General features: G+C 56.7%; 26 protein-coding genes. 14 read left to right on the forward strand and 12 right to left on the reverse strand.

What is annotated here, in order from left to right; all coding sequences use genetic code 11:
- Positions 1 to 3 precede the first annotated feature (3 nt).
- From ACR0AP_RS11450 to ACR0AP_RS11460, 3 genes are all read left to right on the forward strand, one after another.
- Positions 4 to 1,698: a Na/Pi cotransporter family protein gene (locus tag ACR0AP_RS11450; RefSeq protein WP_480506851.1), complete on the forward strand. Its 1,695-nt coding sequence runs from the start codon at positions 4 to 6 to the stop codon at positions 1,696 to 1,698.
- Between the two features lie 154 nt (positions 1,699 to 1,852).
- The gene (locus ACR0AP_RS11455) at positions 1,853 to 2,953 is read left to right on the forward strand and encodes an alpha/beta hydrolase (RefSeq protein ID WP_480506852.1); all 1,101 of its coding nucleotides are present in this window, start codon (positions 1,853 to 1,855) and stop codon (positions 2,951 to 2,953) included.
- Entirely contained in the window at positions 2,950 to 4,170 is a 1,221-nt protein-coding gene (locus tag ACR0AP_RS11460) for an MFS transporter (protein ID WP_480506853.1), read from the forward strand. The genes ACR0AP_RS11455 and ACR0AP_RS11460 overlap by 4 nt, the downstream gene beginning before the upstream one ends.
- On the opposite strand, the gene ACR0AP_RS11465 is transcribed toward ACR0AP_RS11460, so the two are convergent.
- From ACR0AP_RS11465 to ACR0AP_RS11475, 3 genes are read right to left on the reverse strand one after another with little or no spacing between them, the layout of a single operon-like run.
- Entirely contained in the window at positions 4,167 to 4,754 is a 588-nt protein-coding gene (locus ACR0AP_RS11465) for a Smr/MutS family protein (protein WP_480506854.1), read from the reverse strand. The genes ACR0AP_RS11460 and ACR0AP_RS11465 overlap by 4 nt on opposite strands.
- Positions 4,754 to 5,794 (reverse strand): murein transglycosylase A, encoded by a 1,041-nt coding sequence (gene mltA / locus ACR0AP_RS11470; protein ID WP_480506855.1) that lies wholly within the window; start codon positions 5,792 to 5,794, stop codon positions 4,754 to 4,756. The genes ACR0AP_RS11465 and mltA overlap by 1 nt, the downstream gene beginning before the upstream one ends.
- Positions 5,791 to 6,453: a Tim44/TimA family putative adaptor protein gene (locus ACR0AP_RS11475; RefSeq protein ID WP_209506870.1), complete on the reverse strand. Its 663-nt coding sequence runs from the start codon at positions 6,451 to 6,453 to the stop codon at positions 5,791 to 5,793. The genes mltA and ACR0AP_RS11475 overlap by 4 nt, the downstream gene beginning before the upstream one ends.
- A gap of 108 nt (positions 6,454 to 6,561) precedes the next feature.
- Between ACR0AP_RS11475 and ACR0AP_RS11480 the strand changes: the two genes are divergently transcribed.
- Both ACR0AP_RS11480 and secB read left to right on the forward strand, forming a co-directional pair.
- Positions 6,562 to 7,062 carry an FxsA family protein gene (locus ACR0AP_RS11480; RefSeq protein ID WP_267364719.1) on the forward strand — a complete coding sequence of 167 codons (501 nt, stop codon included), beginning with the start codon at positions 6,562 to 6,564 and terminating at the stop codon, positions 7,060 to 7,062.
- A 54-nt stretch (positions 7,063 to 7,116) separates the two neighbouring features.
- On the forward strand, positions 7,117 to 7,617 hold the full coding sequence (secB, locus tag ACR0AP_RS11485; RefSeq protein ID WP_209506872.1) for a protein-export chaperone SecB: 501 nt from the start codon (positions 7,117 to 7,119) through the stop codon (positions 7,615 to 7,617).
- A gap of 24 nt (positions 7,618 to 7,641) precedes the next feature.
- Here the strand turns inward: secB and dnaQ are convergent, their stop codons facing one another.
- The 4 genes from dnaQ to ACR0AP_RS11505 are packed head-to-tail and all read right to left on the reverse strand — an operon-like array spanning position 7,642 to position 10,376.
- Positions 7,642 to 8,364, reverse strand: a complete 723-nt coding sequence (dnaQ, locus tag ACR0AP_RS11490; RefSeq protein WP_480506856.1) for a DNA polymerase III subunit epsilon — start codon at positions 8,362 to 8,364, stop codon at positions 7,642 to 7,644.
- A complete protein-coding gene (gene coaE / locus ACR0AP_RS11495) occupies positions 8,357 to 8,950 on the reverse strand; it encodes a dephospho-CoA kinase (protein WP_480506857.1) in 594 nt (197 codons plus the stop codon). The genes dnaQ and coaE overlap by 8 nt, the downstream gene beginning before the upstream one ends.
- Entirely contained in the window at positions 8,947 to 9,780 is an 834-nt protein-coding gene (locus tag ACR0AP_RS11500; protein ID WP_267364724.1) for a shikimate dehydrogenase, read from the reverse strand. Before ACR0AP_RS11500 ends, coaE begins: the two co-directional genes overlap by 4 nt.
- Positions 9,777 to 10,376 (reverse strand): Maf family protein, encoded by a 600-nt coding sequence (locus ACR0AP_RS11505; protein WP_480506858.1) that lies wholly within the window; start codon positions 10,374 to 10,376, stop codon positions 9,777 to 9,779. Before ACR0AP_RS11505 ends, ACR0AP_RS11500 begins: the two co-directional genes overlap by 4 nt.
- 404 nt (positions 10,377 to 10,780) lie before the next feature.
- On the opposite strand from ACR0AP_RS11505, the gene ACR0AP_RS11510 reads away from it, so the two are divergent.
- The 7 genes from ACR0AP_RS11510 to ACR0AP_RS11540 all read left to right on the forward strand — a co-directional run bounded on the left by ACR0AP_RS11510 (position 10,781) and on the right by ACR0AP_RS11540 (position 18,153).
- Positions 10,781 to 11,230, forward strand: coding sequence for a CopD family protein (locus ACR0AP_RS11510; protein WP_209506877.1), 450 nt, complete (start codon positions 10,781 to 10,783; stop codon positions 11,228 to 11,230).
- 122 nt (positions 11,231 to 11,352) lie between these two features.
- Positions 11,353 to 12,624: a transcription termination factor Rho gene (rho, locus tag ACR0AP_RS11515; RefSeq protein ID WP_267364726.1), complete on the forward strand. Its 1,272-nt coding sequence runs from the start codon at positions 11,353 to 11,355 to the stop codon at positions 12,622 to 12,624.
- A 31-nt stretch (positions 12,625 to 12,655) separates the two neighbouring features.
- Complete coding sequence (gene mnmE / locus ACR0AP_RS11520; protein WP_480506859.1) at positions 12,656 to 13,942, forward strand: tRNA uridine-5-carboxymethylaminomethyl(34) synthesis GTPase MnmE; 1,287 nt, start codon at positions 12,656 to 12,658, stop codon at positions 13,940 to 13,942.
- Between the two features lie 12 nt (positions 13,943 to 13,954).
- Complete coding sequence (gene mnmG / locus ACR0AP_RS11525; RefSeq protein WP_480506860.1) at positions 13,955 to 15,823, forward strand: tRNA uridine-5-carboxymethylaminomethyl(34) synthesis enzyme MnmG; 1,869 nt, start codon at positions 13,955 to 13,957, stop codon at positions 15,821 to 15,823.
- Entirely contained in the window at positions 15,820 to 16,440 is a 621-nt protein-coding gene (gene rsmG / locus ACR0AP_RS11530) for a 16S rRNA (guanine(527)-N(7))-methyltransferase RsmG (RefSeq protein ID WP_480506861.1), read from the forward strand. The genes mnmG and rsmG overlap by 4 nt, the downstream gene beginning before the upstream one ends.
- Entirely contained in the window at positions 16,433 to 17,236 is an 804-nt protein-coding gene (locus ACR0AP_RS11535) for a ParA family protein (protein ID WP_209506882.1), read from the forward strand. Before rsmG ends, ACR0AP_RS11535 begins: the two co-directional genes overlap by 8 nt.
- A 20-nt stretch (positions 17,237 to 17,256) precedes the next feature.
- Positions 17,257 to 18,153 carry a ParB/RepB/Spo0J family partition protein gene (locus ACR0AP_RS11540; protein WP_480486918.1) on the forward strand — a complete coding sequence of 299 codons (897 nt, stop codon included), beginning with the start codon at positions 17,257 to 17,259 and terminating at the stop codon, positions 18,151 to 18,153.
- On the opposite strand, the gene ACR0AP_RS11545 is transcribed toward ACR0AP_RS11540, so the two are convergent.
- Genes ACR0AP_RS11545 through rph form a run of 4 tightly spaced genes read right to left on the reverse strand, consistent with a single transcriptional unit; the run spans position 18,143 to position 20,967 of the window.
- Positions 18,143 to 18,496, reverse strand: a complete 354-nt coding sequence (locus ACR0AP_RS11545) for a YbaN family protein (RefSeq protein WP_480482526.1) — start codon at positions 18,494 to 18,496, stop codon at positions 18,143 to 18,145. The genes ACR0AP_RS11540 and ACR0AP_RS11545 overlap by 11 nt on opposite strands.
- A 2-nt stretch (positions 18,497 to 18,498) precedes the next feature.
- On the reverse strand, positions 18,499 to 19,653 hold the full coding sequence (gene hemW, locus ACR0AP_RS11550) for a radical SAM family heme chaperone HemW (RefSeq protein WP_480506862.1): 1,155 nt from the start codon (positions 19,651 to 19,653) through the stop codon (positions 18,499 to 18,501).
- Entirely contained in the window at positions 19,643 to 20,257 is a 615-nt protein-coding gene (rdgB, locus tag ACR0AP_RS11555) for an RdgB/HAM1 family non-canonical purine NTP pyrophosphatase (RefSeq protein ID WP_480482522.1), read from the reverse strand. Before rdgB ends, hemW begins: the two co-directional genes overlap by 11 nt.
- Entirely contained in the window at positions 20,254 to 20,967 is a 714-nt protein-coding gene (rph, locus tag ACR0AP_RS11560; protein ID WP_480506863.1) for a ribonuclease PH, read from the reverse strand. The genes rdgB and rph overlap by 4 nt, the downstream gene beginning before the upstream one ends.
- 112 nt (positions 20,968 to 21,079) lie before the next feature.
- Here rph and hrcA point away from each other — a divergent pair, with 112 nt between their 5' ends.
- Both hrcA and ACR0AP_RS11570 read left to right on the forward strand, forming a co-directional pair.
- A complete protein-coding gene (gene hrcA, locus ACR0AP_RS11565) occupies positions 21,080 to 22,144 on the forward strand; it encodes a heat-inducible transcriptional repressor HrcA (protein WP_480506864.1) in 1,065 nt (354 codons plus the stop codon).
- Between the two features lie 10 nt (positions 22,145 to 22,154).
- Positions 22,155 to 22,718, forward strand: coding sequence for a nucleotide exchange factor GrpE (locus ACR0AP_RS11570; RefSeq protein ID WP_209506889.1), 564 nt, complete (start codon positions 22,155 to 22,157; stop codon positions 22,716 to 22,718).
- A gap of 56 nt (positions 22,719 to 22,774) precedes the next feature.
- On the opposite strand, the gene mutS is transcribed toward ACR0AP_RS11570, so the two are convergent.
- The gene (gene mutS / locus ACR0AP_RS11575; RefSeq protein ID WP_480506946.1) at positions 22,775 to 25,390 is read right to left on the reverse strand and encodes a DNA mismatch repair protein MutS; all 2,616 of its coding nucleotides are present in this window, start codon (positions 25,388 to 25,390) and stop codon (positions 22,775 to 22,777) included.
- Between the last annotated feature and the right edge of the window lie 22 nt (positions 25,391 to 25,412).

Raw genomic sequence — 25,412 nt, forward strand, 5'->3', positions numbered from 1 at the left:
ATCATGGCGATAGTAAGCTTTCTCATCAGCCTGGCCGGAGCCACGATGCTGCTGCTTTATGCAGTGCGGATGGTCCGCACAGGGATCGAGCGCAGCTATGGGGCTTCGTTCCAGCGTCTCATGACGGGCCAAAGCCATTACGCGCAGGCGTCAATGGTCGGCATTTTAATGGCGGTGGTTCTACAAAGCTCGGCGGCAGTTGCCCTTTTGACATCAGGTTTTGCTGCCGGAGGGTTCCTGACCTTTCCCACCGGTCTTGCAATCGTGCTGGGCGCTGATCTCGGTTCGGCGCTGATCATTCAGGTTTTGTCATTCCAGCTGGGTTGGCTGATACCGTTGCTACTGGCGGTTGGCGGGTATCTCTTTGTCAAGACCGAGGCCAAGAAGCCCCGGCAATTGGGGCGCATCCTGATGGGGATTGCGTTCATCCTGATCTCATTACGCTTTTTGCGCGAAGCCATGGACCCGATCCGGGACAGTGCCTTCTTGCCTGCCGTCGCCGAGTATCTGGCGCGCGACTATATTACAGCGTTTCTGGTTGGCGGCGCGCTGGCCTTTGTCATGCATTCCTCGGTCGCGGCGATCCTGATGTGTGTGACGCTGGTTCAGATCGGCGCAATCCCGTTTGCCGCCGGGCTCTCGCTGGTATTGGGGGCCAACTTCGGTTCAGCCTTCATACCTGTTTGGCTGAGCAGGGGGATGGAAATGCCTGCCAGGCGCATACCCTTTGCCAACCTGGCCTTGCGCGGCAGCTGGGCGATAATCACCCTTTTCGCGGCGACTGCGGCACTGCGTGCCGGTGTTCTGGGGGATTTGCAGGGCGGGCAGATGCTGGTCAATGCGCATCTTGCGTTCAATGCCTCGTTGCTGCTGCTGGCACTGCCGTTCTGCGGGCGTTTGCGCGCACCTTTGGAGCAGTTTTTTCCGGATCCGAAATCTGCGAACGCGCTGGCCCAGCCAGGTCGCCCGGCCAGCGCGCTGGACGTGCGCACTGCCGGCAGCCCGTCTCAGGCGCTGTCCAGCCTCAAGCGTGAACTGCTGCGGATGAGCGATCTGGTCGAGTCGATGTTCCGCCCGTCACTGGAATTGTATCGCAGCGGAGACAAGGAACAGATACGCGCCGTAAGGGACATGGACGAAGATGTGAACGACTGCCTGTCGGGTATTCGAAAATTCGTGGCCGCCATTCCCGAGGAGACATTCGGAAAGCAAAACGCAAAAGTGGCGCGCGACCTGATGGAATACGCAATCCGGCTGGAAACCGCGGGCGACGTTGTTGCCAAGCGGCTGACTGTTCTGGCGGGCGACATGCGGAAAAAGGGCGCTTCATTTTCGAAAGAGGGCTGGTCGGAACTGGTTGAGATGCACGAAGGCATCCTGGCCAACCTCAAACTGGCCTCAAACGTTCTGATCTCGGACGATCTGGAAAGCGCCCGTCTGCTGAGCCTTGAGAAAACCGAAATCAAACGGGCCGAGCGCGACAGCCGCAAACGCCACCTCAAACGCCTACAGCACGGCAGTACGGAAAGCTTTGAGACCAGCGATATCCACCTGGAAACCCTGCGCGCGTTCCGTGAATTTAACAGCCACATCGCTGCGGTGGCCTATCCGATCCTGTATCGGAACGGGCAATTGCTGGAAACCCGCCTGATCGAAGAAATGCCGCACAAGGAACAGGACGAGGATACGGAGGTCTAGGTCCAACAGCACCGGCAGAGATCGGTTTCGTACGGATACGGTCTGTTACAGATTGTAACCGCTCGGGCTGGTTTCTGCCGCTTTTTCGCGTCGCCGTGCTGGACGCGGGATTAGAATAAGATAGCGTGTCGGCAATTGGTTCCGGGGGCTGTCCGTGCTGCGTTTCTTAATCTTCATTCTGTGTCCGGTCGTGCTGGCGGCATGTGTTGACCGGACTGTATCCGAAACCCTTCCATCTGCATTGGAAATCGGAACTCCCGAAACGGTTTTTGCGGCCACGACGCGTGCGCGCGAGCCCGATGGCGCGTATGGATTCCGCCGCGCAGAACGCCTGCAATTTCTGGAAACGACCGTGTCGATACCACCGGGCCGTTCACCGGGAAGCCTTAAATTCTCCTACGCAAACCCTGACCCGAGAAAACAGTTCGTGCTGGCAGAGGTAGATCAGCTAAGCGGGCCGCAACAGCTGAAAGACAGGCTGAGTGGGGCCGAGGAAGTTACGATTTTTGTGCACGGCTATAACTCCACTCAGACAGAGACATTGTTCCGGGCCGCTCAGCTGTCGCATGATATCGGTTTACCCGGTCAGATCCTTGTCTATTCATGGCCCAGCCGCGCGACGGGCTATGGTTATGCCTATGATCTGGACAGCATGTTGTTTGCCCGTGATGGGCTGGAAGAAACCATTCGTCTTCTCAAGTCGATGGGCATCAGGCGGGTGGCCCTTGTGGCGCATTCAATGGGCGGCGCGCTGGCAATGGAGATGATACGGCAAACCGAACTGAAACAGCCGGGCTGGGCAAAGCGAAATCTGGAAGGCCTTATTCTGATATCGCCCGATCTGGATGTGGATGTTTTTCGGTCGCAGATGAACAGTATCAAAAATCCTCCTGATCCTTTTGTCCTGATGGTGTCCAAGAAAGACAAGGTCCTGAACGTCTCCGGCCGGTTGAGGGGAACCGCCGATGGTGAAAGGCTTGGCAATATCGGATCGGCCGAGAAGCTGTCCGATTATCCGATTGAAATCCTGGATACGACTGCCTTCAACAGCGATGCGGAATCCTCCCACTTTGTGGCTGCTACTTCTCCGGCCTTATTGACTATCCTCCGCTCTGTGCGCCGGGTCAGCGAAACATTTGGGCGCGATGACCGGCGCGGGATCGACATTCTCGTGCCGCCAAGCCAGCGCAATCCTGCTGGCGCCACAGAAATCGTGCTGACTGAAACCGGCCAGGCCCAGGTAAGTAATCCGTGACGCGGGTTTCCCTGCACCGGTTTCTTGCGGACAACGCGACCTGGCTTGGGGCCGGCGTTCTGCTGACATTTCTGTCCAGTTTCGGGCAGACCTTTTTCATCTCGATCTTTGCTGGTGAAATCCGCTCGGAATTTGGCCTCAGCCACGGCGCATGGGGTGGGCTGTACACGTTAGGCACGACCCTGTCCGCCGTCGTGATGATCTGGGCCGGAGGGTTGACGGATATCTTCCGCGTACGGGTTTTGGGCCCGGTTGTGCTGGCGGGACTGGCGTTGGCCGCGATTGCAATGGCGCTGAACACTTGGCTGCTGCTGTTGCCGTTGGTGATTTTTTTGTTGCGGTTATTTGGGCAGGGGATGAGCACGCATCTTGCCGTGGTCGCAATGGCCCGCTGGTTCACGGTTACGCGGGGCAAAGCGCTTTCCATAGCGTCCACCGGCTATGCGCTTGGCGAGGCGTTGCTGCCGCTGATCTTTGTTGGCGCCATGGTTTATCTGGATTGGCGTTGGCTGTGGATTGCCGCGGCGGGCATCACGGCGTTGGGTATTCCGATCCTGATGCGGCTGCTGCGAGAAGAGAGAACTCCACAATGCCTCGCCAACGCGTTTTCAGCATCGGGAATGCAGGGAAAACACTGGACCCGCCGGGACGCTCTGTTCCATCCCCTGTTCTGGTTCATGGTGCCATCAGTGCTTGGGCCATCCGCATTTATCACCGCGTTTTTCTTTCATCAGGTTTATCTGGCTGATGTGAAGGGGTGGCAGCATATCCAACTGGTGGCGCTATTTCCGATCTTTACCGGAATATCCCTGCTATCCATGTTTGCATCTGGCTGGGCGCTGGATAAATGGGGAACCGCCCGGATCATGCCCTACTATCAGCTTCCGATCGCACTTGGGTTTGTCATTCTGGGCACAACCAATTCAATCGGCGGCGCAACCCTTGGGCTGGTTTTCCTGGCTTTGACCGTTGGGGCAAACAGCACGATGCCCAGCGCATTCTGGGCCGAATTCTACGGAACCCGACATATCGGTGCGATCAAGGCGATGGCCGCGGCTGTCATGGTTCTGGGATCGGCCATCGGCCCCGGCCTGACCGGCGTTCTGATTGACCTTGGCGTTTCGCTGAACACTCAGTTCATCTGGGTTGGGGTGTTTTTCGTGCTGGTATGCGTTCTGGTCCGAACCGGAATTTCCCGCGCCCGTCGGGACTATTAGCGCATTCGCCTGAGATAGACGTAATAAGCGCCGTCGCCGCCATGGCTGATATGCGCGGGCGTGATCTGCATCACCGCCTGCGCCAACGGCGGTATGGACAGCCAATGCGGCACTTGATTGCGTAATACGCCACGCGGCGTCGGGATTGGGCCGGGTTCGTCGCGGTCCTTGCCCTTGCCGGTTACCACCAGAACCAGTCGTTTACCTTGTGCCTGCGCGCTCAGGATAAAACGGATCAACGCAGGATGGGCCGTATCAACCCGCATACCGTGAAGATCCAGCTTGCCTTCGGGCTTTAGCTTACCGCGCTTCATCCGGCCAAAAGCCTTGATATCCATCTGAACAGGCGCGGCACGCAGCGCGTCCGTCAACGATGGTTTCAGATCGTTTGGCTTCGAGTTCGGCTGAAGGTTCTGACCAAGCTCAAACACCTCAAACCGGGGTTTTGGTGTTTTTCTGGGCCTGGGTTTCGGCAGGGTGGTCGGATGGACGGTCTGAGGACAGTCCGGATGCAGACGCTCGGCCTGTTTGGTGACCTTGCGCCAAAGCTCGATCTCATCGGTTGTCAGTTTGCGCCGGGTCATCAGAATTCATCCGGTAACAGGGCATAGGCGCGCTGAATAGGCAACAACAGAACCATCCGACCCGGATCTTTCAGCCTGCCCGCAGCCTGTCCGGCTTCTTCACCGGTACCGAAAAAGATGTCCGCCCGTTGCGCGCCTTTGATGGCCGCGCCTGTGTCCTGCGCGATCATTAGCCGTCGCAACGGGTTTTCACCGTCCTTTTCCACCCAGACAGGTGCGCCCAATGGTGTATAGGCGGGGTCCGCCGCAATCGAGCGCATTGTCGTGATCGACCGGTTCATCGCCCCCAAAGGTCCAATTTCGGGGGCAACGCGTGAAACTTCGCGAAAAAACACGTATGACGGGTTGTGAAACAGCAACTCGGCACCGGCCTCGGGGTTCTTGCGCACCCAGGCGCGGATCATCTGGGCGCTGACCTCATGCGCACCCAGAACCCCGCGTCGCACCAACTCGACACCGATCGACCGATAGGGGTGACCATTCGCACCACCATATCCAATCCGCAGCGCACCGCCATCCGACAATCGAATACGCCCCGAGCCCTGAATTTGCAGAAAGAACAGCTCAACTGGGTCGTCGACCCAGGCAATCTCTAGCCCGCGGCCCTGCATCACATCGCCGGTCAGGATGTCACGACGGCTCAGCCATGGTCCTTCCGCACGGGCTTCGGGTGGCATCTTGTAGATCGGGTATTTGAAACGGTCTGTCCGGGTGCGCGCGCCGTCAAGCTCGGGTTCAAAATAGCCGGTAAACAGGCCCTCTTTGTCATCCTCGACCAGAACAGGGCGGAAGAATAACTCGAAAAAGGCGCGGGCAGCATCCGGTTCATATGTTCTGGCCACACCACACAAGGCGCGCCAATCCGGATCATCCAGATCACCGCACGTGTTCAGAAATACGGAAAGGGCCGCGCCGTGGTCGTCCTCGGCCCAGCCCTGCAGATCGTCAAACGACAGTATGGATCGCGTTGCCTCGGCTTCGGCAGCGCTGGCGATGGTCATTGCACCCACCAGTAAAAGCGACCGAAGCGTTGCAATCATGCGTCCGTGGCGACAAGCAGCCAGTTCGGATCGTCCTTGCCCATGACGCGAGCAAAGGTCCAGCTGTCTTTCTGGCGCTTCACGGAATTCGGGTTGCCTTCCACGATATCGCCTCCGCGATCCCGAACGACCGAGGTCAGCTCCCCCACGAACTTCATTGTGATTTCGGCCTGGTTCGTATCCTTGTCGAATTTCACATCCGTCAGGGTGGTTTCCCGTACGCCAATGAATTCAGCCTCGATGGTCAGGCCCTGATCTTCACGCGCTGCCACGACCGAAACGAAAGTCTCGAACACTTCTTCCGACAGGAAAGGCTGGATTTCATCCAGATTACCCCTTTCAAACCCCATCACAATCATCTCATACGCACCGCGCGCACCCTGAACGAACTCACTGACCGAAAAACCGGGCTCGACCCGTTTCATCGCAGCCAGTGTTTGCGCCTGTTCGCTGTCTTCGGCGACATGGTCGGTAATGTCATGATCCGGGCCGCCATCGATCACCTCGAAACCGCGGCGCGATTTATGGGCTTCAGGCTGTTGCTGCACAGGCGGTTTTTCAAATCCTTCACGCGTGCCCAATACGCTTTTGAGGCGTAGGATCAGGAAAATGGCAATTCCGGCCAGGACCAGGAGCTGGATCATAGGGTTGTCGCTCATTTCATTCTCTTTTCAACGCCGCGACTTTGTATACACGGCCTCATGCCACTATGTAGGTGACAGTGAGTGGCAAGTCCACAGCCCGGCCTAAGGGAAAGGATAACGCAAATGTATCTGTTCTTGGCATTTTTGTTGGTGCCCATAATCGAAATCGCGCTGTTTATTCAGGTTGGTGGTTTGATTGGGTTGTGGCCGACACTTGCCATCGTAGTGCTGACCGCGGTTCTGGGCACGGTTTTGGTGCGGACACAAGGTCGCATGGCGCTTGGACAGCTGCAACGGTCCTTTGCCGAATTGGACGATCCAACCGAACCGCTGGCCCATGGGGCAATGATCCTGTTGTCGGGCGCTTTGTTGCTGACACCAGGCTTTTTCACTGATGCCGTTGGTTTTGCGTTGTTAGTTCCCGGTGTCCGCATCGCCGTGTTCCGGTATCTGAAATCCAAGGTTACCGTGACCCAGTTCCAGATGGGGCCGGGCCCCGGATATCAAACCCGGGGGAACCCGTTCGATCAGGGCGATATCATCGATGGGGAATTCACCGAAGTTCGGCCAAAAAAAGACCCCTCGAAGCCTTCGAAATGGGTGGAAGGCCCCCACCAGCATTGAGGTGCCGCGCCCAACTTGCTAAGCAGTGGCGAATTTCATTTTTGGAGTAGATCCATGGCCGAAGAAAACGCTGCAGAAAACACTGCGGCCCAAGCCGCCCCGCAGGTTCAGATGCGTGTTCTGGGGCAGTTCATCCGCGATATGTCCTTTGAAAACGTGATGGCGCAAAAAGGCGTTTCCGGAGACGTACAACCCGAAATCGCCGTTCAGGTGAACCTGGACGCCAAGAAGCGCGCGGCGGACCATCAGTTCGAAGTTTCGATCAAGCTGAACCTGACATCCAAAGCCAAAGGCATGGATGACATTCTGTTCCTGTGCGAACTGGACTATTGCGGCATGTTCCACGTGGAAGGTGTGCCAGAAGATCAGCTGCACCCGTTCCTGATGATCGAATGCCCGCGCATGTTGTTCCCGTTCCTGCGCCGCATCGTCAGCGACATCACCCGCGATGGCGGCTTCCCGCCGGTCAACCTGGACAATATCGATTTCGTTGCGCTCTATCGCAATGAATTGATGCGCCGTCAGGCCGAACAGGCCCAAAAAGCCGACGCGTAAGGTTTTAACCCGCGCCTGTCCGGATCAGGCGCGGGTCCACAAGGCGTTCTCGCCCAGTTTTTCCACGAAAGCTTCATGTGCTGCGCGCTCATCCTCGGTGATCCGAGATGGCAATGGTGTGCTGCGCGGTGTGGCTCGCCAATCATCGCTGCCACCATCCACAGAAGATGCGGATGTCGACAGACCAAAATCAGGCTGCCGTCCACCGATCAATTCCAGGTAAACCTCGGCCAGAATTTCCGAGTCGAGCAACGCGCCGTGCAGCACACGGTTCGAGTTGTCGATATTAAAGCGACGGCACAGCGCATCCAGTGACGCTGGCGAACCGGGGAACCGTTTGCGGGCAATTGCCAGTGTATCCAACGCCTGCTCCATTGGGATAAGCGGGGCACCCATCCATTTCAGCTCGGCATTCAGGAACTTCATGTCGAATGAGGCGTTGTGGATCACCAACCGCGCATCGCCAACAAATTCGCGAAACCCGTGGCCAACCTTTGCAAAGACCGGCTTGTCTTTCAGTGTCACTTCGCCCTTTTCTGGCGGGCGCGGGGTGTCCAGCAGATCGGGACCAATACCATGCACGCCAAACGCCTCTTCCGGCATCGAGCGTTCGGGGTTGATATAGACGTGATAGGTTTCACCGGTGGCAACGTGGTTCCACAGCTCAACGGCGCCGATTTCCACAATCCGATCCCCGCTTTCGGGGTCAAACCCGGTGGTTTCGGTATCCAGTACAATCTCACGCATGTGCCATCCCCGCCCGTATCTGCCTGACCACATCCTGCACCTGCGCGCGGGCGTGGTCCAGAGTATCGGTCACGATCACAAAATCCGACCGCGCGCATTTTTCATCGTTCGGCATCTGCTTGGCGCGGATTTGCTCGAACTGCGCCTCGGTCATCGTGCCCCGTTCCATCACGCGCCGTTTTTGGTCTTCGGCCGGGATAGAAACACAGGCCACCGCATCCATTGCTGCATCACCGCCCGTTTCAAACAAAAGCGGAATATCGAACACCAGGATGTCGCTTGTAGCGCTTTCGCGAAATTCTGCGCGGTCAGCAGCGACCAGTGGATGCACAATCGCCTCAATCGTTTTCAACGTGGTCGGGTCATCCGCGATAATCCGTTTCAACGCGTTTCGGCTAACCGCCCCGTCAAGTATCGCATCAGGAAAGGCTGCCCGCATTGGTTCAACCGCTGCTCCACCAATGGCATACAGCCGATGCACCGCCGCATCCGCATCCCACAATGCGCACCCTTCTTCAACGAACATCTGCGCCGTGGTGCTTTTCCCCATACCGATTGAGCCTGTCAGGCCAAGCGCAAAACTCATGCCAGGGCCGCCGCGCGCGTATCCGCGTCTACTTCGGGGCGGACCCCAAACCATCGTTCAAACCCGGGAACGGCCTGATGCAGCAACATCCCAAGACCATCGACTGTGGTGCATCCGGCCTCCTCGGCAGTTTGCAGCAGGCGGGTTTTCAACGGGGCATAGACCAGGTCCGTTACCACGGCACCAGGCTGCAACCCATCCAGCGGCACGCGCAGCTCTGGCTGGCCCTGCATCCCCAGTGAGGTCGTATTGACCACCAGTTCGGCATTTTCGATGACATTCCCCGCCTGAACCCAATCGACCACGCGAATGCGTTGGCCGAACTCTTCCTTCAGATGATCCGCGCGGGCGCGGGTTCGGTTGGTCAGCAGGATTTCCGGCACCCCGGCATCAGACAAGGCCTGCAAAACGGCACGGGCAGCACCCCCGGCACCAAACACAACCGCCGGGCCATCTTTCGCATTCCAGTCAGGTGCGCCACTGCGCAGGTTTTCCATAAACCCGTACCCGTCGGTGTTATCTGCATGTATCGAACCATCAGTTCGGAACACCAGTGTATTTGCAGCACCAATCACGGTTGCACGGTCAGAAACATGATCTGCGATCTTCAACGCCGCTTCTTTGTGCGGAACGGTCACGTTGGCCCCGACAAAGCCCGCTTTGGGCAGGGTTCGCAGCACAGTCTCCAGATCAGCAGAGGCGACGTCCATCGGGATATAATGCCCGGCAAGCCCATAGGTCTTTAACCAATGCCCGTGCAGCTTAGGAGAGCGCGAATGCCCGATGGGATGCCCAATCACTCCGGCCAAAGGAACCCGATTGTCCGTCATTGCTCGATCATCCCTTTGACAGCCAGAAAATTGAGAAGCTCTAACAGGGGCATACCCAAAACGTTAAAATAGTCGCCGTCAATGGTGGCGAACAGGCGGACACCTTCTTCTTCCAGCTTGTAGGCTCCGACGGCATGGCGAATGCTGTCCCAGTTCCGCGCAACATAGTCTTTCAGATAGGCATCGGAACTGGCCCGCATCCGCAGACGCACTTGCCCTACATGCCTCCAGATCGGCTCACCGTCCTGATAGATCACAGCTGCGGACAAAAGCATGTGCCGCTTGCCGCGCATGGCTTTCAGTTGGGCCAGCGCCTGTTCCGGGGTTTCGGGCTTTGACAGCAGCTGCCCTTCGAAATCCAGCACCTGATCACACCCGATCACCATGGCGCCGGGGTTCTTGTCGCTGACCTTACGCGCTTTGATCTCGGCCAGCGTGTCGGCAATATCGCGTGGTGCGGCATCCTCTGCCAGCAACGCCCTTTTGACCGCCTCTTCATCCACGCGCGCCGTTTGAACCACAAACGGCACACCTGCGTTCCTGAGCAACTGCGCGCGAATAACGGATCCCGAAGCCAGAAGAATGGGGACAGACATGTGGAAAACCCCGTGTGCAAATCGATGAGAGTTCTGGGGTGTTTTGTATGGTTTTCCGGTTGACACGCAACCCCGGGAATTTTGTGGCAAAGATCCCCGAGTCGCTCAAATCTCATCCTGTTGGGACAAGGATAACTCCAACTCTTGGGATAACAGATCTATCCAGCGATACCCATCGGGTTATCCACAGATCAAGTATGGTAGAACCATTGTAAATATTTGATCTTTATATTAATTTCCCACTATTAACAGAATCACTGGCGATCTCAGATATTCTGTCCCCTTGGGGAAAACGCTAGGGTAAAAAAGTAATCCACGGATTTTTGGCACCCTACAAAACCATCATCCTTTTTCTTTTCATATTTTTTTATTAGGGAGAGTTCCGAACAACGTTCGGAGCCGGCATGACAGACCTTCTTTTCACGATTTACCCGTGGGTGAAGTCATTACATATCATGGCCGTAATCTCATGGATGGCGGGCTTGTTCTATTTACCACGGCTGTTTGTTTATCACGTCGAAAAAGCGCAGGCCGTAGAGGGCGCGCAAGACATCTTCTTTGAAATGGAAGACAAGCTGCTGCGGGTGATCATGCGCCCCGCGATGGTTGTAACCTGGGTATGCGGGCTGATCATGGTGTTCACACCGGGGATCGTCGGATGGGATTTTGCATGGCCCTGGGTCAAAGGTGCGGGCGTGATCGCGATGACCTGGTTCCACCATTGGCTTATGGCCCGAAGGAAGGATTTCCTGGCAGGCCAGAATAAGCTCACTGGGCGGCAGTATCGCATGATGAACGAGGTTCCGACCATTCTGATGGTTGCCATCGTTCTGGCGGTCATTCTGAAGTTCTGAACGCCTGTTTGACTCCGAACGTCGCTGCGCTTATGTAGATCACAACACGCCCGTCCGGGCGGCGTATTTTCCGTACTGAAATTCCACTTCAAGCCGCGTTCTCAGCGGTGAAGGTATGTATCATGTCCAATGAATCCCTGAATCTGGCCGACCTGAAAGCCAAAAGCCCCAAAGACCTTCTGGCCATGGCCGAAGAGCTGGAGATCGAAAACGCCTCGACTATGCGTAAGGGCGAAATGATGTTCCAGATTCTGCGCGAACGTGCCGATGATGGCTGGACCGTCGGCGGTGATGGCGTACTGGAAGTGCTACAGGACGGGTTCGGCTTTCTGCGCTCGCCCGAGGCGAACTATCTGCCGGGCCCTGATGATATCTATGTCTCGCCCGATATGATCCGTCTGCACTCATTGCGGACCGGGGACACGGTCGAAGGCGAGATCAAGGCGCCGGATGAGAATGAGCGTTATTTCGCGCTAACCAAAGTCACCATGATCAACTTTGAAGATCCCGAAAAGGCCAAGCACAAGATCCTGTTCGACAACCTGACGCCTCTGTACCCGGATGAGCGTCTGAAGATGGAAATCGAAGACCCCACCATCAAGGATAAGTCAGCGCGCGTGATCGATCTGGTTGCGCCGATCGGTAAAGGTCAGCGTTCATTGATCGTGGCACCGCCGCGGACCGGTAAAACCGTGATCCTGCAGAACATCGCGCATTCGATCGAACAGAACCACCCGGAGTGTTATCTGATCGTCCTGCTGATCGACGAACGCCCGGAAGAAGTGACCGACATGCAGCGCTCGGTTAAGGGTGAGGTTGTGTCGTCAACCTTCGATGAGCCCGCAACGCGTCACGTGGCCGTGTCGGAGATGGTCATTGAAAAGGCCAAGCGTTTGGTCGAACATAAACGAGATGTTGTTATTCTTCTCGACTCGATCACAAGACTTGGTAGGGCGTTTAACACCGTTGTTCCGTCCTCGGGTAAAGTTCTGACCGGTGGTGTGGATGCGAATGCGTTGCAGCGGCCCAAGCGTTTCTTCGGTGCGGCCCGGAATATTGAAGAGGGTGGATCGCTGACCATTATCGCCACCGCGCTGATCGATACCGGCAGCCGGATGGACGAGGTGATCTTTGAAGAATTCAAAGGTACTGGTAACTCGGAAATCGTTCTGGACCGCAAGATTGCAGACAAACGCGTGTTCCCGGCGATCGACATCCTTAAATCCGGTACTCGGAAAGAGGACCTGCTGGTCGACAAGGGCGATCTGGCCAAGACCTTCGTTCTGCGCCGTATCCTCAATCCGATGGGCACCACCGACGCAATCGAGTTCTTGTTGTCGAAGTTGAAACAGACGAAGACAAACGGCGAGTTCTTCGATTCGATGAACACCTGACACAGGTCTTAGACCCCAGCGAGGCCTTCGAATGGATACGATATTCGCCTTGGCCAGCGCGCAAGGCAAAGCAGGGGTGGCGGTCATTCGCCTCTCTGGCCCCGAAGCGCATTCCGCAGCCGCATATCTGTGCGGCGCGGAACTGCCCAAGCGGGGAATGGTCTTGCGCACCCTGCGGGATCAGGATGGATCACATCTAGATGATGGTCTGGTTCTGACATTTCAGGCACCGGCAAGTTTCACCGGTGAAGACGTGGCAGAACTTCAGATCCACGGCAGCACGGCCTCGGTCAATGCGGTTCTGCGTTGTTTGTCGAACACCGATGGGCTGCGACTGGCGGACCCGGGTGAGTTTACACGCCGGGCCCTTGAAAATGGCAAGATGGATCTGACACAGGTCGAAGGCCTGGCAGATCTGATTGACGCGGAAACCGAGGCACAGCGTAAGCAGGCCCAAACCATTCTGGCCGGTGAGCTTGGCACGCTGGCCGAGCGCTGGCGGCGCGATTTGATCCGCGCGGCATCGTTGCTGGAAGCGGTCATAGATTTCGCTGATGAAGACGTCCCCACTGACGTCACGCCGGAAGTCCGTAGTTTGACAAGCGGTGTTCTGGCAGATCTTCGTCGAGAAGCTGATGGGGTAAAGATCGCCGAGCGTATTCGTACCGGATTTGAAGTGGCTATTGTCGGTCTTCCCAATGCAGGAAAATCAACCCTGCTGAACGCGCTTGCGGGGCGCGAGGCTGCGATTACTTCGGAATACGCAGGCACGACCCGGGACGTGATCGAGGTTCGAATGGATCTGGCTGGTTTGCCGGTGACATTGCTGGATACGGCCGGGTTGCGGGATACCGAAGATCATGTCGAAAATCTTGGGATCGAGCTGGCTCGAAAACGGGCAGATGCGGCGGACCTGCGCGTTTTCCTGGCTGAAGCACCGGAAGATCTGGGTGTGGCCATGCAGGATGGCGATATCCACGTTCTACCCAAAGCGGACTTGCGAGAGGGCGCTGCTGAAGGTGTTTCAGGAAAGACAGGACAGGGGATTGACGCGCTTGTAGACCAGATTTCGTGGGTCTTGAGTGATAGAACCACAACACATGGTATTGCCACGCGTGAGCGCCACCGCGCTGCGATGAATAAGGCATCGGATTCACTTGCTGCTGCGATCACGGTTCTGGAATCAGGCCCGGACCTGTATGATATCGCTGCGGAGGAGTTAAGAACCGCCATACGGGGACTTGAATCTCTGGTTGGCAGAATAGATGTCGAAACACTGTTGGATGAAATCTTCTCCAGCTTTTGTTTGGGAAAATAAGGATTGTTTCACGTGAAACATTCAAACATTGATGTCATCGTGGTTGGGGCTGGTCATGCCGGTACGGAGGCTGCGCACGCCGCTGCCAGGATGGGTGCGAAAACCGCTTTGGTGACATTATCCGCGACCGATATCGGGGTCATGTCCTGCAACCCGGCCATCGGCGGGTTGGGGAAGGGACATCTGGTACGAGAGATTGACGCGCTAGATGGTGTAATGGGCCGTGTCGCTGACCAGGCTGGTATTCAGTTTCGACTGTTAAACCGGCGAAAAGGTCCGGCTGTTCAGGGTCCCAGAACGCAGGCTGATCGCGCCTTGTACCGGGCGGCGATGCAAAACGAAATCAGCAATCAGGAAAACCTGTCCGTTATCGTTGGGGAGGTTGTAGATTTTCTGATGGATGGACACCGTGTCGCCGGTGTCGTGCTCGGAGATGGGTCGGAAATTCACGCCAAAGCCGTTGTTCTGACTTCCGGAACCTTTCTGCGCGGCGTCATCCATATCGGCGACGTGTCACGGGCTGGTGGGCGGATGGGAGATCGCCCGTCAATAAAACTGGCCGAGAGGTTGGATAGCTTTAACCTTCCGCTGGGACGCTTGAAAACCGGCACACCGCCGCGTCTGGATGGGCGTACGATCGACTGGTCGGGTTTGGAAAAACAAGACGGGGATGAGGACCCGACCTTGTTTTCTTTCCTGTCAACATCGGTTGTCGCGCCTCAGATCTCCTGCGGTATTACACATACCAATGAAAAGACGCATGAAATCATCGAAGCAAACCTCTCAAAATCGGCGATGTATGGTGGCCATATCGATGGCATAGGCCCAAGATACTGCCCTTCGATCGAGGACAAGATTGTGCGCTTTGCAGATAAGGACTCGCATCAGGTTTTCCTTGAGCCCGAAGGCGTAAATGACCACACGATTTATCCCAACGGTATTTCAACGTCACTGCCTCAGGACGTGCAATTGGAATATGTTCGGTCGATCAAAGGGCTTGAAAAAGCGGATATTCTGCAACCGGGCTATGCGATTGAATATGATTATGTGGACCCTCGTATCTTAACCGCGTCCTTGTCGCTACCCGACGTTCCGGGACTATATCTGGCAGGGCAGATCAACGGAACCACAGGATATGAGGAGGCAGCGGCACAAGGGATGGTTGCCGGTCTCAACGCGGCGCTGGACGTACAGGGCCGCGAACCGGTCTTTTTCACAAGATCAGACAGCTATATTGGCGTGATGATAGACGACCTGACGACTCGTGGTGTGGCAGAGCCCTATCGAATGTTTACCTCAAGGGCTGAATTCCGTCTGTCTTTGCGCGCAGACAATGCCGATCAACGGTTGACGCCGATTGGGTTGGAACTTGGCTGCGTCGGAGAGAAGCGTCAGACGCATTTTGAAATGAAAATGAGCCAGCTTGATGCGGCGAAATCCAAGCTGACCGCACGCACATACACACCCAAGGAAGTTCTTTCAGCCGGGATCAACGTCAACCAGGATGGAAACCGCCGAGATGGAATGGCGATTCTGGCATTTCCGGATACATCCTTCGAAGACTTGATCCCTCTGATACCTGATCTACAAGATGTAGACGTGGCGATCCGGCTTCAAATCGAACGCGACGCGCTTTACGCAAACTATATCGATCGGCAAAAGCGCGATGTTGAGGCCATGAAGCGGGATGAATCCTATGTTATCCCACGTGAGTTTGACTATTTTGGCTTGGACGGGCTGTCTTCTGAGATGAAGCAAAAATTGTCGCAGGCCAAGCCATCAAACATAGCGCAAGCAAGCCGTGTCGAAGGCGTTACTCCGGCTGCCCTGACCCTTGTTCTGGCGAAATTGCGCCGGGATCAACGAGCACGCCAGGCATGACGGTCGATTATTCCAAGTTTGATGGCTTGAATGTTTCACGTGAAACATTTGAGCGTCTGAAAATCTATGTTGATCTGGTGAACCGCTGGAACCCCAGGATAAATCTTGTTTCACGCAATAGTCTGGAATTCATCTGGGACCGACATATTCTGGATTCTGTCCAGGTTTTTCGATGCGTTGAAACGTTTGACACCTGGGTGGACCTTGGCAGTGGCGGCGGGTTCCCCGGAATGGTGTGCGCCATCATTGCTGCCGAGGAGGTTCCGGCCGCCAGTTTCTCTCTTGTGGAGAGCGACCAGAGAAAATCGGCTTTTCTTCGTAACGTCGCCCGTAAATGTGGCGTGTCGTGTAAAGTGATTACCAAGCGGATTGAGGTGGTTGAACCCCTGGGTGCAAACATCGTTTCGGCGCGCGCGCTGGCGGATTTGCGTACATTGTTATCGTTTTGTGACAGACATTTAGGTGAAAACGGGACCGCGCTGTTGCCCAAAGGTGCAAACTGGAAAAAAGAGCTGGAAGAAGCGCGCGGGGAATGGAATTTCGATGCTGAGGCCATTACAAGTTTAACTGAACCTCAGGCCGTTATCCTTAAGATCAAAGGAGTATCACGTGGTTGATCTGTCTCGACCGTCCGGACCCCGGATAATTGCGGTTGCCAATCAGAAGGGCGGAGTAGGGAAAACAACCACAGCGATCAACCTGGCGGCAGGACTGGCCGAAGCTGGTTGCAGGGTGTTAGTGGTTGACCTCGATCCACAAGGGAACGCATCCACCGGATTAGGGGTCGAAGATCGGGATTGGACCACTTATGACCTCATTCTGGACGACGCGCCTTTGGAGGCAGTGGTTCAAGAGACGGAGATCGAGAACCTTTTGGTTGTCCCTGCAACGGTCGACCTGAGCTCGGCGGATATCGAGCTGATTTCCAACGAAAAACGCAGTTATCTTTTGCATGATGCGCTGCGTCAGACGGCGGTGGACGCGTTTGAGCTGGATTTCATCCTGATAGATTGCCCGCCGTCACTGAACCTCTTGACGGTAAACGCGATGGTTGCCGCCCATTCTGTCCTAGTACCGCTGCAAAGTGAGTTCTTTGCGCTGGAGGGTCTTTCGCAATTGATGCTGACAATTCGGGAGGTCCGGCAAACCGCGAATCCAGACCTGAGAATCGAAGGTGTTGTGTTAACTATGTATGACAACCGCAACAACTTGTCCCGCCAGGTCGAAAAGGATGCGCGTGACAATTTGGGCGAGATGGTTTTTAAAACAAAGATACCCAGGAATGTGCGGGTCAGCGAGGCGCCATCCTATGCGCTGCCGGTATTGCAGTATGACTCGGGATCACTTGGTGCGATGGCGTATCGGCATCTGGCCCGTGAGATCATGCATAAGAACAACAAGACCGCAGCATGAGCGGTGGAGAGGAGGCCGACATGAGCACCAGGAAAGCGAAATCCAGAGGGTTGGGCCGCGGATTATCCGCACTCATGGCGGACGTTAATCCAGAGGCGGGCAACCGAGTACCATCTGACGTGCGCAGACCTGATCTGAAGGTTCCGATTGAAAAGCTGAAGGCAAACCCAAATCAGCCGCGACGCACATTTCAGCCCGAACAATTGGATGAGCTTGCCGCGTCGGTTCGGGAAAAAGGTATCATCCAACCCTTGATCGTACGTCCAACAGGGGTTGGAGAATACGAAATCGTCGCTGGTGAACGCCGGTGGCGGGCTGCTCAGATGGCGCAGCTGCACGAGATCCCTGTGATTGTGCGCGAATTCGATGATACCGAGGTACTGGAAGTTGCGATCATCGAAAACATCCAGCGCGCTGATCTGAACGCAGTGGAAGAGGCCGCCGGATACAGGCAGTTGATGGATCGCTTTGGCCACACGCAGGAAAAGCTTGCTGAGGCTTTGGGGAAAAGCCGCAGCCATATTGCGAACCTGTTGCGGCTTTTGTCTCTGCCAATTGACGTGCAAACTCTTGTAATTGAAGGGAAATTATCGGCTGGTCATGCGCGGGCGCTGATTACGGCGGAAAATCCCTCGGAATTGGCAAAACTGATCGTCAAGGATGGTCTGTCTGTGCGCGCTACCGAGGCGCTGGTCAAGAAACAGCAGCAGGGCGACACTGCACGACCTGCTCCCAGATCCAGGAATCTGGATGCCGGAAAAGATGCTGATACACGCGCGCTGGAAAAAGACCTGTCTGCGATTCTGGCAATGAAAGTATCAATCAACCACAAGGCGGGAACGGAATCCGGTCAGGTTGTTCTGACATATGAAAACCTGGATCAGCTTGACGATCTTTGTGCAAAGCTCAGCCGTTAGGGCGCGTCCAGATAAATATCAGGACGCCGCCCAGAACAATGACCTGAAGGATCAGCACGAAGGGCGGAACGGATAGGAGCAAAGACACCCCTAAAACGGCGGCGACCGATAAGGTTGCTGCCTTTTTTGCGGCCGGACGTATTGCGCCCGAACTCTGCCAATCCAGTATCATTGGCCCGAAAATCCGGTGCGACAGAAGCCAGTTGTGCAACCGTGAAGAGGATCGCGCAAAGAAAAACGCTGCCAGCAACAAAAATGGAACCGTTGGAAGAAGAGGCAGAACAACCCCAATCGCGGCCATCGCAACGCAAAGCAATCCCAGCCCCGCCCAAAGATACTGCATATCTAGCCCATCAATTCCCGGATTACAGCATTCAGCACGGCGCGCCCCGCTGGTGTTGCTCTGAGTCTGTTGTTCTCACGTTCAATCATATTAATGCCGACCAGATGGTCCACGGTTTCGTCTGGAAGTGGAGGGCCCGACAGGGCCTCCCACCTATCTACATCTAGTCCTTCTGAAATCCTCATGCCCATCATAAGGTATTCGCTCGCCTGATCTTCAAGCGAAAGGACATAGCGTTTCTTTTCTCCGCAACCCTTCGTGGCGGCGTCAAGCCAACGTTGCGGGTTCAGATGGGTCTCGGTCGCGTGTTTTTGACCATCCACAGTAATCCGCCCATGAGCGCCGGGACCAATGCCGACATAATCCCCGTAACGCCAATAGACCAGATTGTGCTGCGACTCTGCACCGGGGCGGGCGTGGTTGGACACCTCATAGGCGGGCAGGCCGTGTTTCTCGCAAATCTCTTGTGTTGCAAGGTACATGTCGGCCGCACTGTCATCTTCGGGCAAGCCGCGCAGTTTTCCGACAGCATACCGGTCGCCAAAAGCGGTGCCATCTTCGATTGTCAGTTGATACAGCGACAGGTGATCCACAGCCATGGACAGAGCTTCGTTCAACTCGGACCGCCAGGCATCCAGCGTTTGGTGCTGTCTGGCATAGATCAGGTCAAAGCTGACCCGTTCAAAACAATCACGGGCGATGTCAAAGGCAGCGCGGGCCTCGGCCACAGTGTGAATCCGCCCCAAGCGGCGCAGGTCTTCGTCGTTGAGCGCCTGCACGCCCATCGAGATCCGGTTGACGCCTGCGTCACGATAGGCCGCGAACCGTCCGGCCTCGACCGAACCGGGATTGGCCTCGAGAGAGATTTCCATGTCATTGGCGGGGCGCCACAGGGCGCGGGCGGTTTCAATTACGGCGGCAACGGTTTCCGGGTCCATCAGCGACGGGGTTCCACCACCGAAAAAGATCGTGTTCAGCACCCGATCCGGGGTTTCGACGGCCGAGCGCCGCAATTCGCTCAGATAGGCGTCAAGCCATTGTTTTTGATCGATAGTTTTGGAAACATGGCTGTTGAAGTCGCAATAGGGGCATTTGGCCTCGCAAAAGGGCCAATGCACGTACAGGCCAAAGCCCCCGTTGCGCCAATCATCCGCCAAAGCAGCCTTTCACGAACTTCTCAACCGCGCGACCGCGATGGCTGATCTTGTTCTTTTCCCAGCGATCCATCTCGGCAAAGGTAATGTCGTATCCTTCGGGAACAAACATCGGGTCATAGCCGAATCCACCTTCGCCGCGGATGGGCCAGACCAAATGACCGGGGGCAATGCCTTCAAACACTTCATCATGCCCATCAGGCCAGGCCAGCACCAGTGTGCTTCGGAATTGCGCTGTGCGGGGATGGGGGGCGTTCTTTGCCTCTAGCTCTGTATGGGCGCGGGTCATCGCCATCAGGAAGTCGCGCCCATTGGCGGTTTCGGCCCAATCCGCGGTATAAACACCCGGCGCGCCGTCCAGCGCGTCGATGGTGATTCCGGAATCGTCTGACAGGGCAGGCAGCCCGGTGGCTTTTGCGGCGGCGTGGGCCTTGATCCGGGCGTTGCCGACAAAGGTGTCCTCGGTCTCTTCCGGTTCGGGCAGGTCCATGTCCGCCGCACCCACAACCGTCACGCCAAAAGGTTCGAGGAGATGCGCCATCTCCTCAAGCTTGCCTTTGTTGTGGGTCGCGACCAACAGCCTGTCGCTGTCAAACTTACGGGTCATGCGGTGGCAGCTTTCTGGGCTGCGGCCAGCTCGGCAACGCCTTTTTCCGCCAGATCCATCAGCTGTTCCATCTGGGCGCGGCTGAATACAGAACCTTCGGCACTCATCTGAACCTCGATCAGTTTGCCTGACCCGGTCATGATAAAGTTGCCGTCGACACCGGCCTCGCTGTCTTCCGGATAGTCAAGGTCCAGCACAGGCTGGCCCGCATAGATCCCGCAGGACACGGCGGCGACCGGATCAACCAGCGGATCTGAAATCACGTCACCTGCCTTCATCAGCTTGTTGACGGCCAGTCGCAGCGCAACCCAGCCGCCGGTGATCGAGGCACAGCGGGTGCCGCCATCGGCCTGGATCACATCGCAATCAACGGTGATCTGCCGTTCGCCCAGTGCAACCCGGTCGACGCCGGCCCGCAAGGCGCGACCGATCAGGCGCTGAATTTCCACCGTACGGCCACCCTGCTTGCCCGACGCCGCTTCTCGCCGCATCCGGGTATTGGTGGCGCGGGGCAGCATACCGTATTCGGCGGTGACCCAGCCTAGCCCCGAACCCTTGATGAAAGGGGGTACCCGATCTTCGATCGTGGCGGTGCACAGCACATGGGTGTCGCCCAACTTGATCAGGCAGGAGCCTTCGGCATGTTTGGTGAATCCCGTTTCAATTGAAACGGCGCGCATTTCACTTAAGTCTCTTCCAGAGGGTCGCATGGGAAATCCTTTGTTTGCTGGGTTGGGGATACCGCCCCGCAGCGTTACGATGCAACCCCGATTGACCTTTCATTTGCCTGCTATTTAATGATGAACCAGCAGGGGAAAACGCATGAGTGAAGCGAGCAAAATTCTGGACGAGATGAACGACCGGTCACGCGAGGTGTTCCGGTTGATCGTCGAAAGTTATCTGGAAAGCGGAGAGCCGGTTGGAAGCCGCACCCTGACACGTACCCTGTCTGAAAAAGTCAGTGCCGCAACCGTGCGCAACGTGATGCAGGACCTGGAGTTTCTGGGCCTTCTGGACAGCCCGCATATCAGCGCGGGCCGGGTACCGACGCAGCAAGGTTTGCGGATGTTCGTGGACGGTTTGCTTGAGGTTGGCGATCTGGGCGTCGACGACAAGCAAAAACTGGAAGAGACTTTAGGCTCTAACACGGGTGATGTTGGCGGAATGTTGGATCGGGTCGGGTCAGCTCTGTCACACGTGACACAAGGTGCGTCGCTGGTTCTTACGCCTAAGCATGAAGCCGAAATAAAACATATCGAATTTGTCTCTTTGGGGCATGACAAGGCTTTGGTGGTGCTGGTTTTTTCTGACGGCCATGTCGAAAACCGCCTGTTCACACCACCGCCCGGCCAGACGCCCAGTTCGATGCGCGAGGCTGCGAATTTTCTGAATGCGCTGATTGAGGGGCGCACACTCAGAGAAGTGCGCCGTCAGATGCAGAAACAGATTCAGGCACGCAAGCAGGAAATAGATGCGCTGGCGCGCGAGCTGGTCGAAAGCGGGCTGGCGGCCTGGGACGGAGACGGAGCCGACTCGGCCCGTTTGATCGTGCGGGGGCGGGCGAATCTGTTGAACGAACCCGGTCAGGCCGGAGAGTTGGAGCGTATTCGCAGCCTGTTTGATGATCTGGAGCGCAAGCGCGACATCGCGGATTTCCTCGAATTGACGGAAGGTGGCGAGGGTGTGCGCATTTTTATTGGGTCTGAGAACAAACTTTTCTCACTTTCGGGTTCCTCTTTGGTGGTGTCTCCATATATGAACGCTGATCGAAAGATAATCGGTGCGGTCGGGGTCATCGGGCCCACGCGTCTGAATTATGGACGGATCGTGCCGATCGTGGATTATACGGCGCAACTGGTCGGCAAGCTGATATCCGACCGGAGCTAGAGGGTAAGAGATGGCAGAGCCCAAGAACGAAGATTTTCTGGACGATATCATGGCGGCAGAAGCGGAAGAGCTGGCCGAGGAGTTTGCTGAGATCAGCGACGAGGCGTTGGAGCTGGACGAGCTGCGCGCTGAGCGGGATGCGTATAAAGACAAATTCATGCGCGCGCTTGCCGACGCCGAGAACGCGCGCAAACGCGGCGACAAAGCGCGCCGCGATGCCGAACAGTATGGCGGCTCTAAGCTGGCCCGCGATATGCTGCCTGTATACGACAACATGAAGCGCGCGCTTGAGGCCGCGACCGACGAGCAGAAAGAAGTTGCCGCCGGACTGCTGGAAGGCGTCGAACTGACCATGCGTGCCCTGAAGGACGTCTTCCAGAAGCACGGGATCGAAGTGATTACACCCGAGGTTGGCGACCGGTTTGATCCGAATGTGCATGAGGCAATGTTCGAGGCCCCGGTGCCGGGCACACGGGCAGGGGACATTATTCAGGTATCCGCCGAAGGATTCATGCTGCACGACCGCCTGTTGCGTCCGGCTCAGGTCGGGGTCTCTTCAACGCCAGCAAGCTGATTGGCTTTTCAAAGCCAAGCCTTCGGCGAGAGTATTTTTGAAAAGATGAAGGGCGGTCAGGATCTGGCCGCCTCTTTCAGTTTGTAGATGAGATCCAGCGCCTCACGCGGGGTCAGTTCGTCGGGCAGGACACCCTCAAGCATCTGGGTTACCGGCGAGGTTTTTGGTGCGGGCGGGGGTGGCGGCGCGGCTGCCGAGAACAGCGGCAGGTCGTCAATCAGCGCTTTTTGCTTGCCGCCTTCGCGTTCGGTTTTTTCAAGCTGGTCCAGAACCACCCGGGCACGTTCAACGACAGAAGCCGGCAAACCGGCCAGTTGCGCAACCTGCACCCCATATGACCGGTCAGCTGCGCCCTTGTGAACCTCGTGCAGGAAGATGACTTCGCCTTCCCACTCTTTGACCGCTACGGTGGCGTTATCGACACCTTCGAGTTTGCCGGCCAAAGCCGTAAGCTCATGATAATGCGTGGCAAACAATGCGCGACATTTGTTGGCCACGTGCAGGTGTTCCAATGTGGCCCAGGCGATGGACAGGCCGTCATAGGTGGCGGTACCGCGACCGATTTCGTCCAGGATCACCAATGCACGGTCATCGGCCTGATTCAGAATGGCGGCGGTTTCGACCATCTCGACCATAAAGGTCGACCGCCCCCGCGCCAGATCGTCCGAGGCTCCGACGCGGCTGAACAGCTGGCTGACGACGCCAATATGCGCCTCTTCGGCCGGAACGTAGCTGCCCATTTGGGCAAGCAGTGCAATCAGGGCGTTCTGGCGCAGAAAGGTTGATTTACCGGCCATGTTCGGACCGGTCAATAACCATATCGCCGCGCCGTCTTGGACACTCAGGTCGCAATCATTGGAAATGAACGCATCGCTGCTTTGCTGTCGGAGGGCGTGTTCCACAACTGGGTGTCGACCGCCCTGCACATTGAATGCGCGAGAGGCGTCAACCCTTGGATGGCACCAGTTTTCACCCCGTGCAAGATCAGCTAAAGCGGTCGACAGGTCCAGTTCGGCAAGCCCGCGGGCGGCTTGATTCAATCGGGCAGCAAGGTCCAGTATCGCGCCAGAAAGCCTTTGATAGAGCCGCTTTTCAATCTCCAGCGCCAGATTCCCTGCGTTCAGGATACGAGTTTCGATCTCGGACAGTTCAACGGTTGTAAACCGCACCTGATTGGCTGTCGTCTGGCGATGGATATAGGTTTCGCTAAAGGGTGGGTTCAGCATCTTTTCAGCATGGGTTGCCGTGACTTCGATGAAATAGCCCAGCACGTTGTTATGCTTGATTTTCAGCGAGGTGATGCCGGTGTGTTCGATGTATTTCTGCTGAAACCCGGCAATGACCGAGCGACCTTCGTCGCGCAGGGTGCGGGCCTCGTCCAGTTCAGCGTCAAAACCTGGCGCGATAAAGCCTCCGTCGCGGGTCAGAAGCGGGGGTTCGGCCACCAGCGCCTCGTCCAGTAAAGTCAGCAAGTCATCGAAGCCAACGAGGTTCTGAAGCGCGGTTGCCAGCAACACCGGCAAATCCTGATCCGCGCAGATTTCGGCAATCGTGACTGCCTGTGTCAAACCATTGCGAATGGCTGTCAGATCACGAGGTCCGCCGCGCTCGAGCGACAAACGCGACAGGGCGCGGTCCAGATCCGGGGTTTTGCGCAAGGCTTCGCGCAGATCAGACGCGATCAGGCTGTCACCAGCGGCGAAACTGACTGCGTCAAGCCGGGCATGGATCACATCCAGATTACGAGAAGGGCTTGAAAGCCGCTGTTCCAGCAATCGCGCGCCACCGGGGGTAACGGTTCGGTCAACGACAGAAAGAAGCGACCCTGCGCGCCCGCCGGACAGCGAGCGGGTCAGCTCCAGATTGCGACGTGTGGCGGCGTCGATCTGAACGACCCGATCCTCAGATTCTTTCAGCGGCGTTTGCAGCAGGGGCAGTTTGCCCTTTTGCGTAATCTCCAGATAGTCGATCAGCGCGCCCATCGCGGACACTTCGGCGCGGCCGAAATTACCGAACGCGTCCAAAGCACCTACGTGAAACAGCCCACAGATGCGCTTTTCCGCCGCCGTGCTGTCGAAGCTGGCGCGCCCGACCGGGGTCAGTGAAATCCCCAGATCAAGCAGCGTTTCGTTCAGCTTTTCCTGCGCCCCATCGGCCACGATCAGTTCGGAGGGCGCAAGACGGGCTAGCTCAGGGCTGAGCCGGACCGAGGTCAGGGGCATCACGTGAAACGCGCCCGTCGAAATATCAGCCCAGGCAAGCGCGGCCTCGTCCCGGACCTCGGCATAGGCAGCCAGAAAGTTGTGCCGGCGCGCCTCAAGCAATGCGTCCTCGGTCAGTGTTCCGGGCGTGACCAGTCGCACGACATCGCGCTTTACGACCGATTTAGAGCCTCGTTTCTTTGCTTCAGCCGGGCTTTCCATCTGTTCGCAGACCGCAACGCGAAAACCCTTGCGGATCAGGGTCAGAAGGTATCCTTCGGCCGAATGCACCGGCACGCCGCACATCGGGATGTCTTCGTCATTGTGCTTGCCGCGCTTGGTCAGGGCGATGTCCAACGCCTCGGCAGCGTTGACGGCATCCTCGAAGAACATCTCATAGAAATCACCCATGCGATAAAACAGCAGGGCATCCGCGTGGGCCTCTTTGATTTCGAGGTATTGCGCCATCATTGGCGTGACTGTGGACAAAAGC

It is taken from the genome of Ruegeria sp. AF7, from assembly GCF_056541885.1.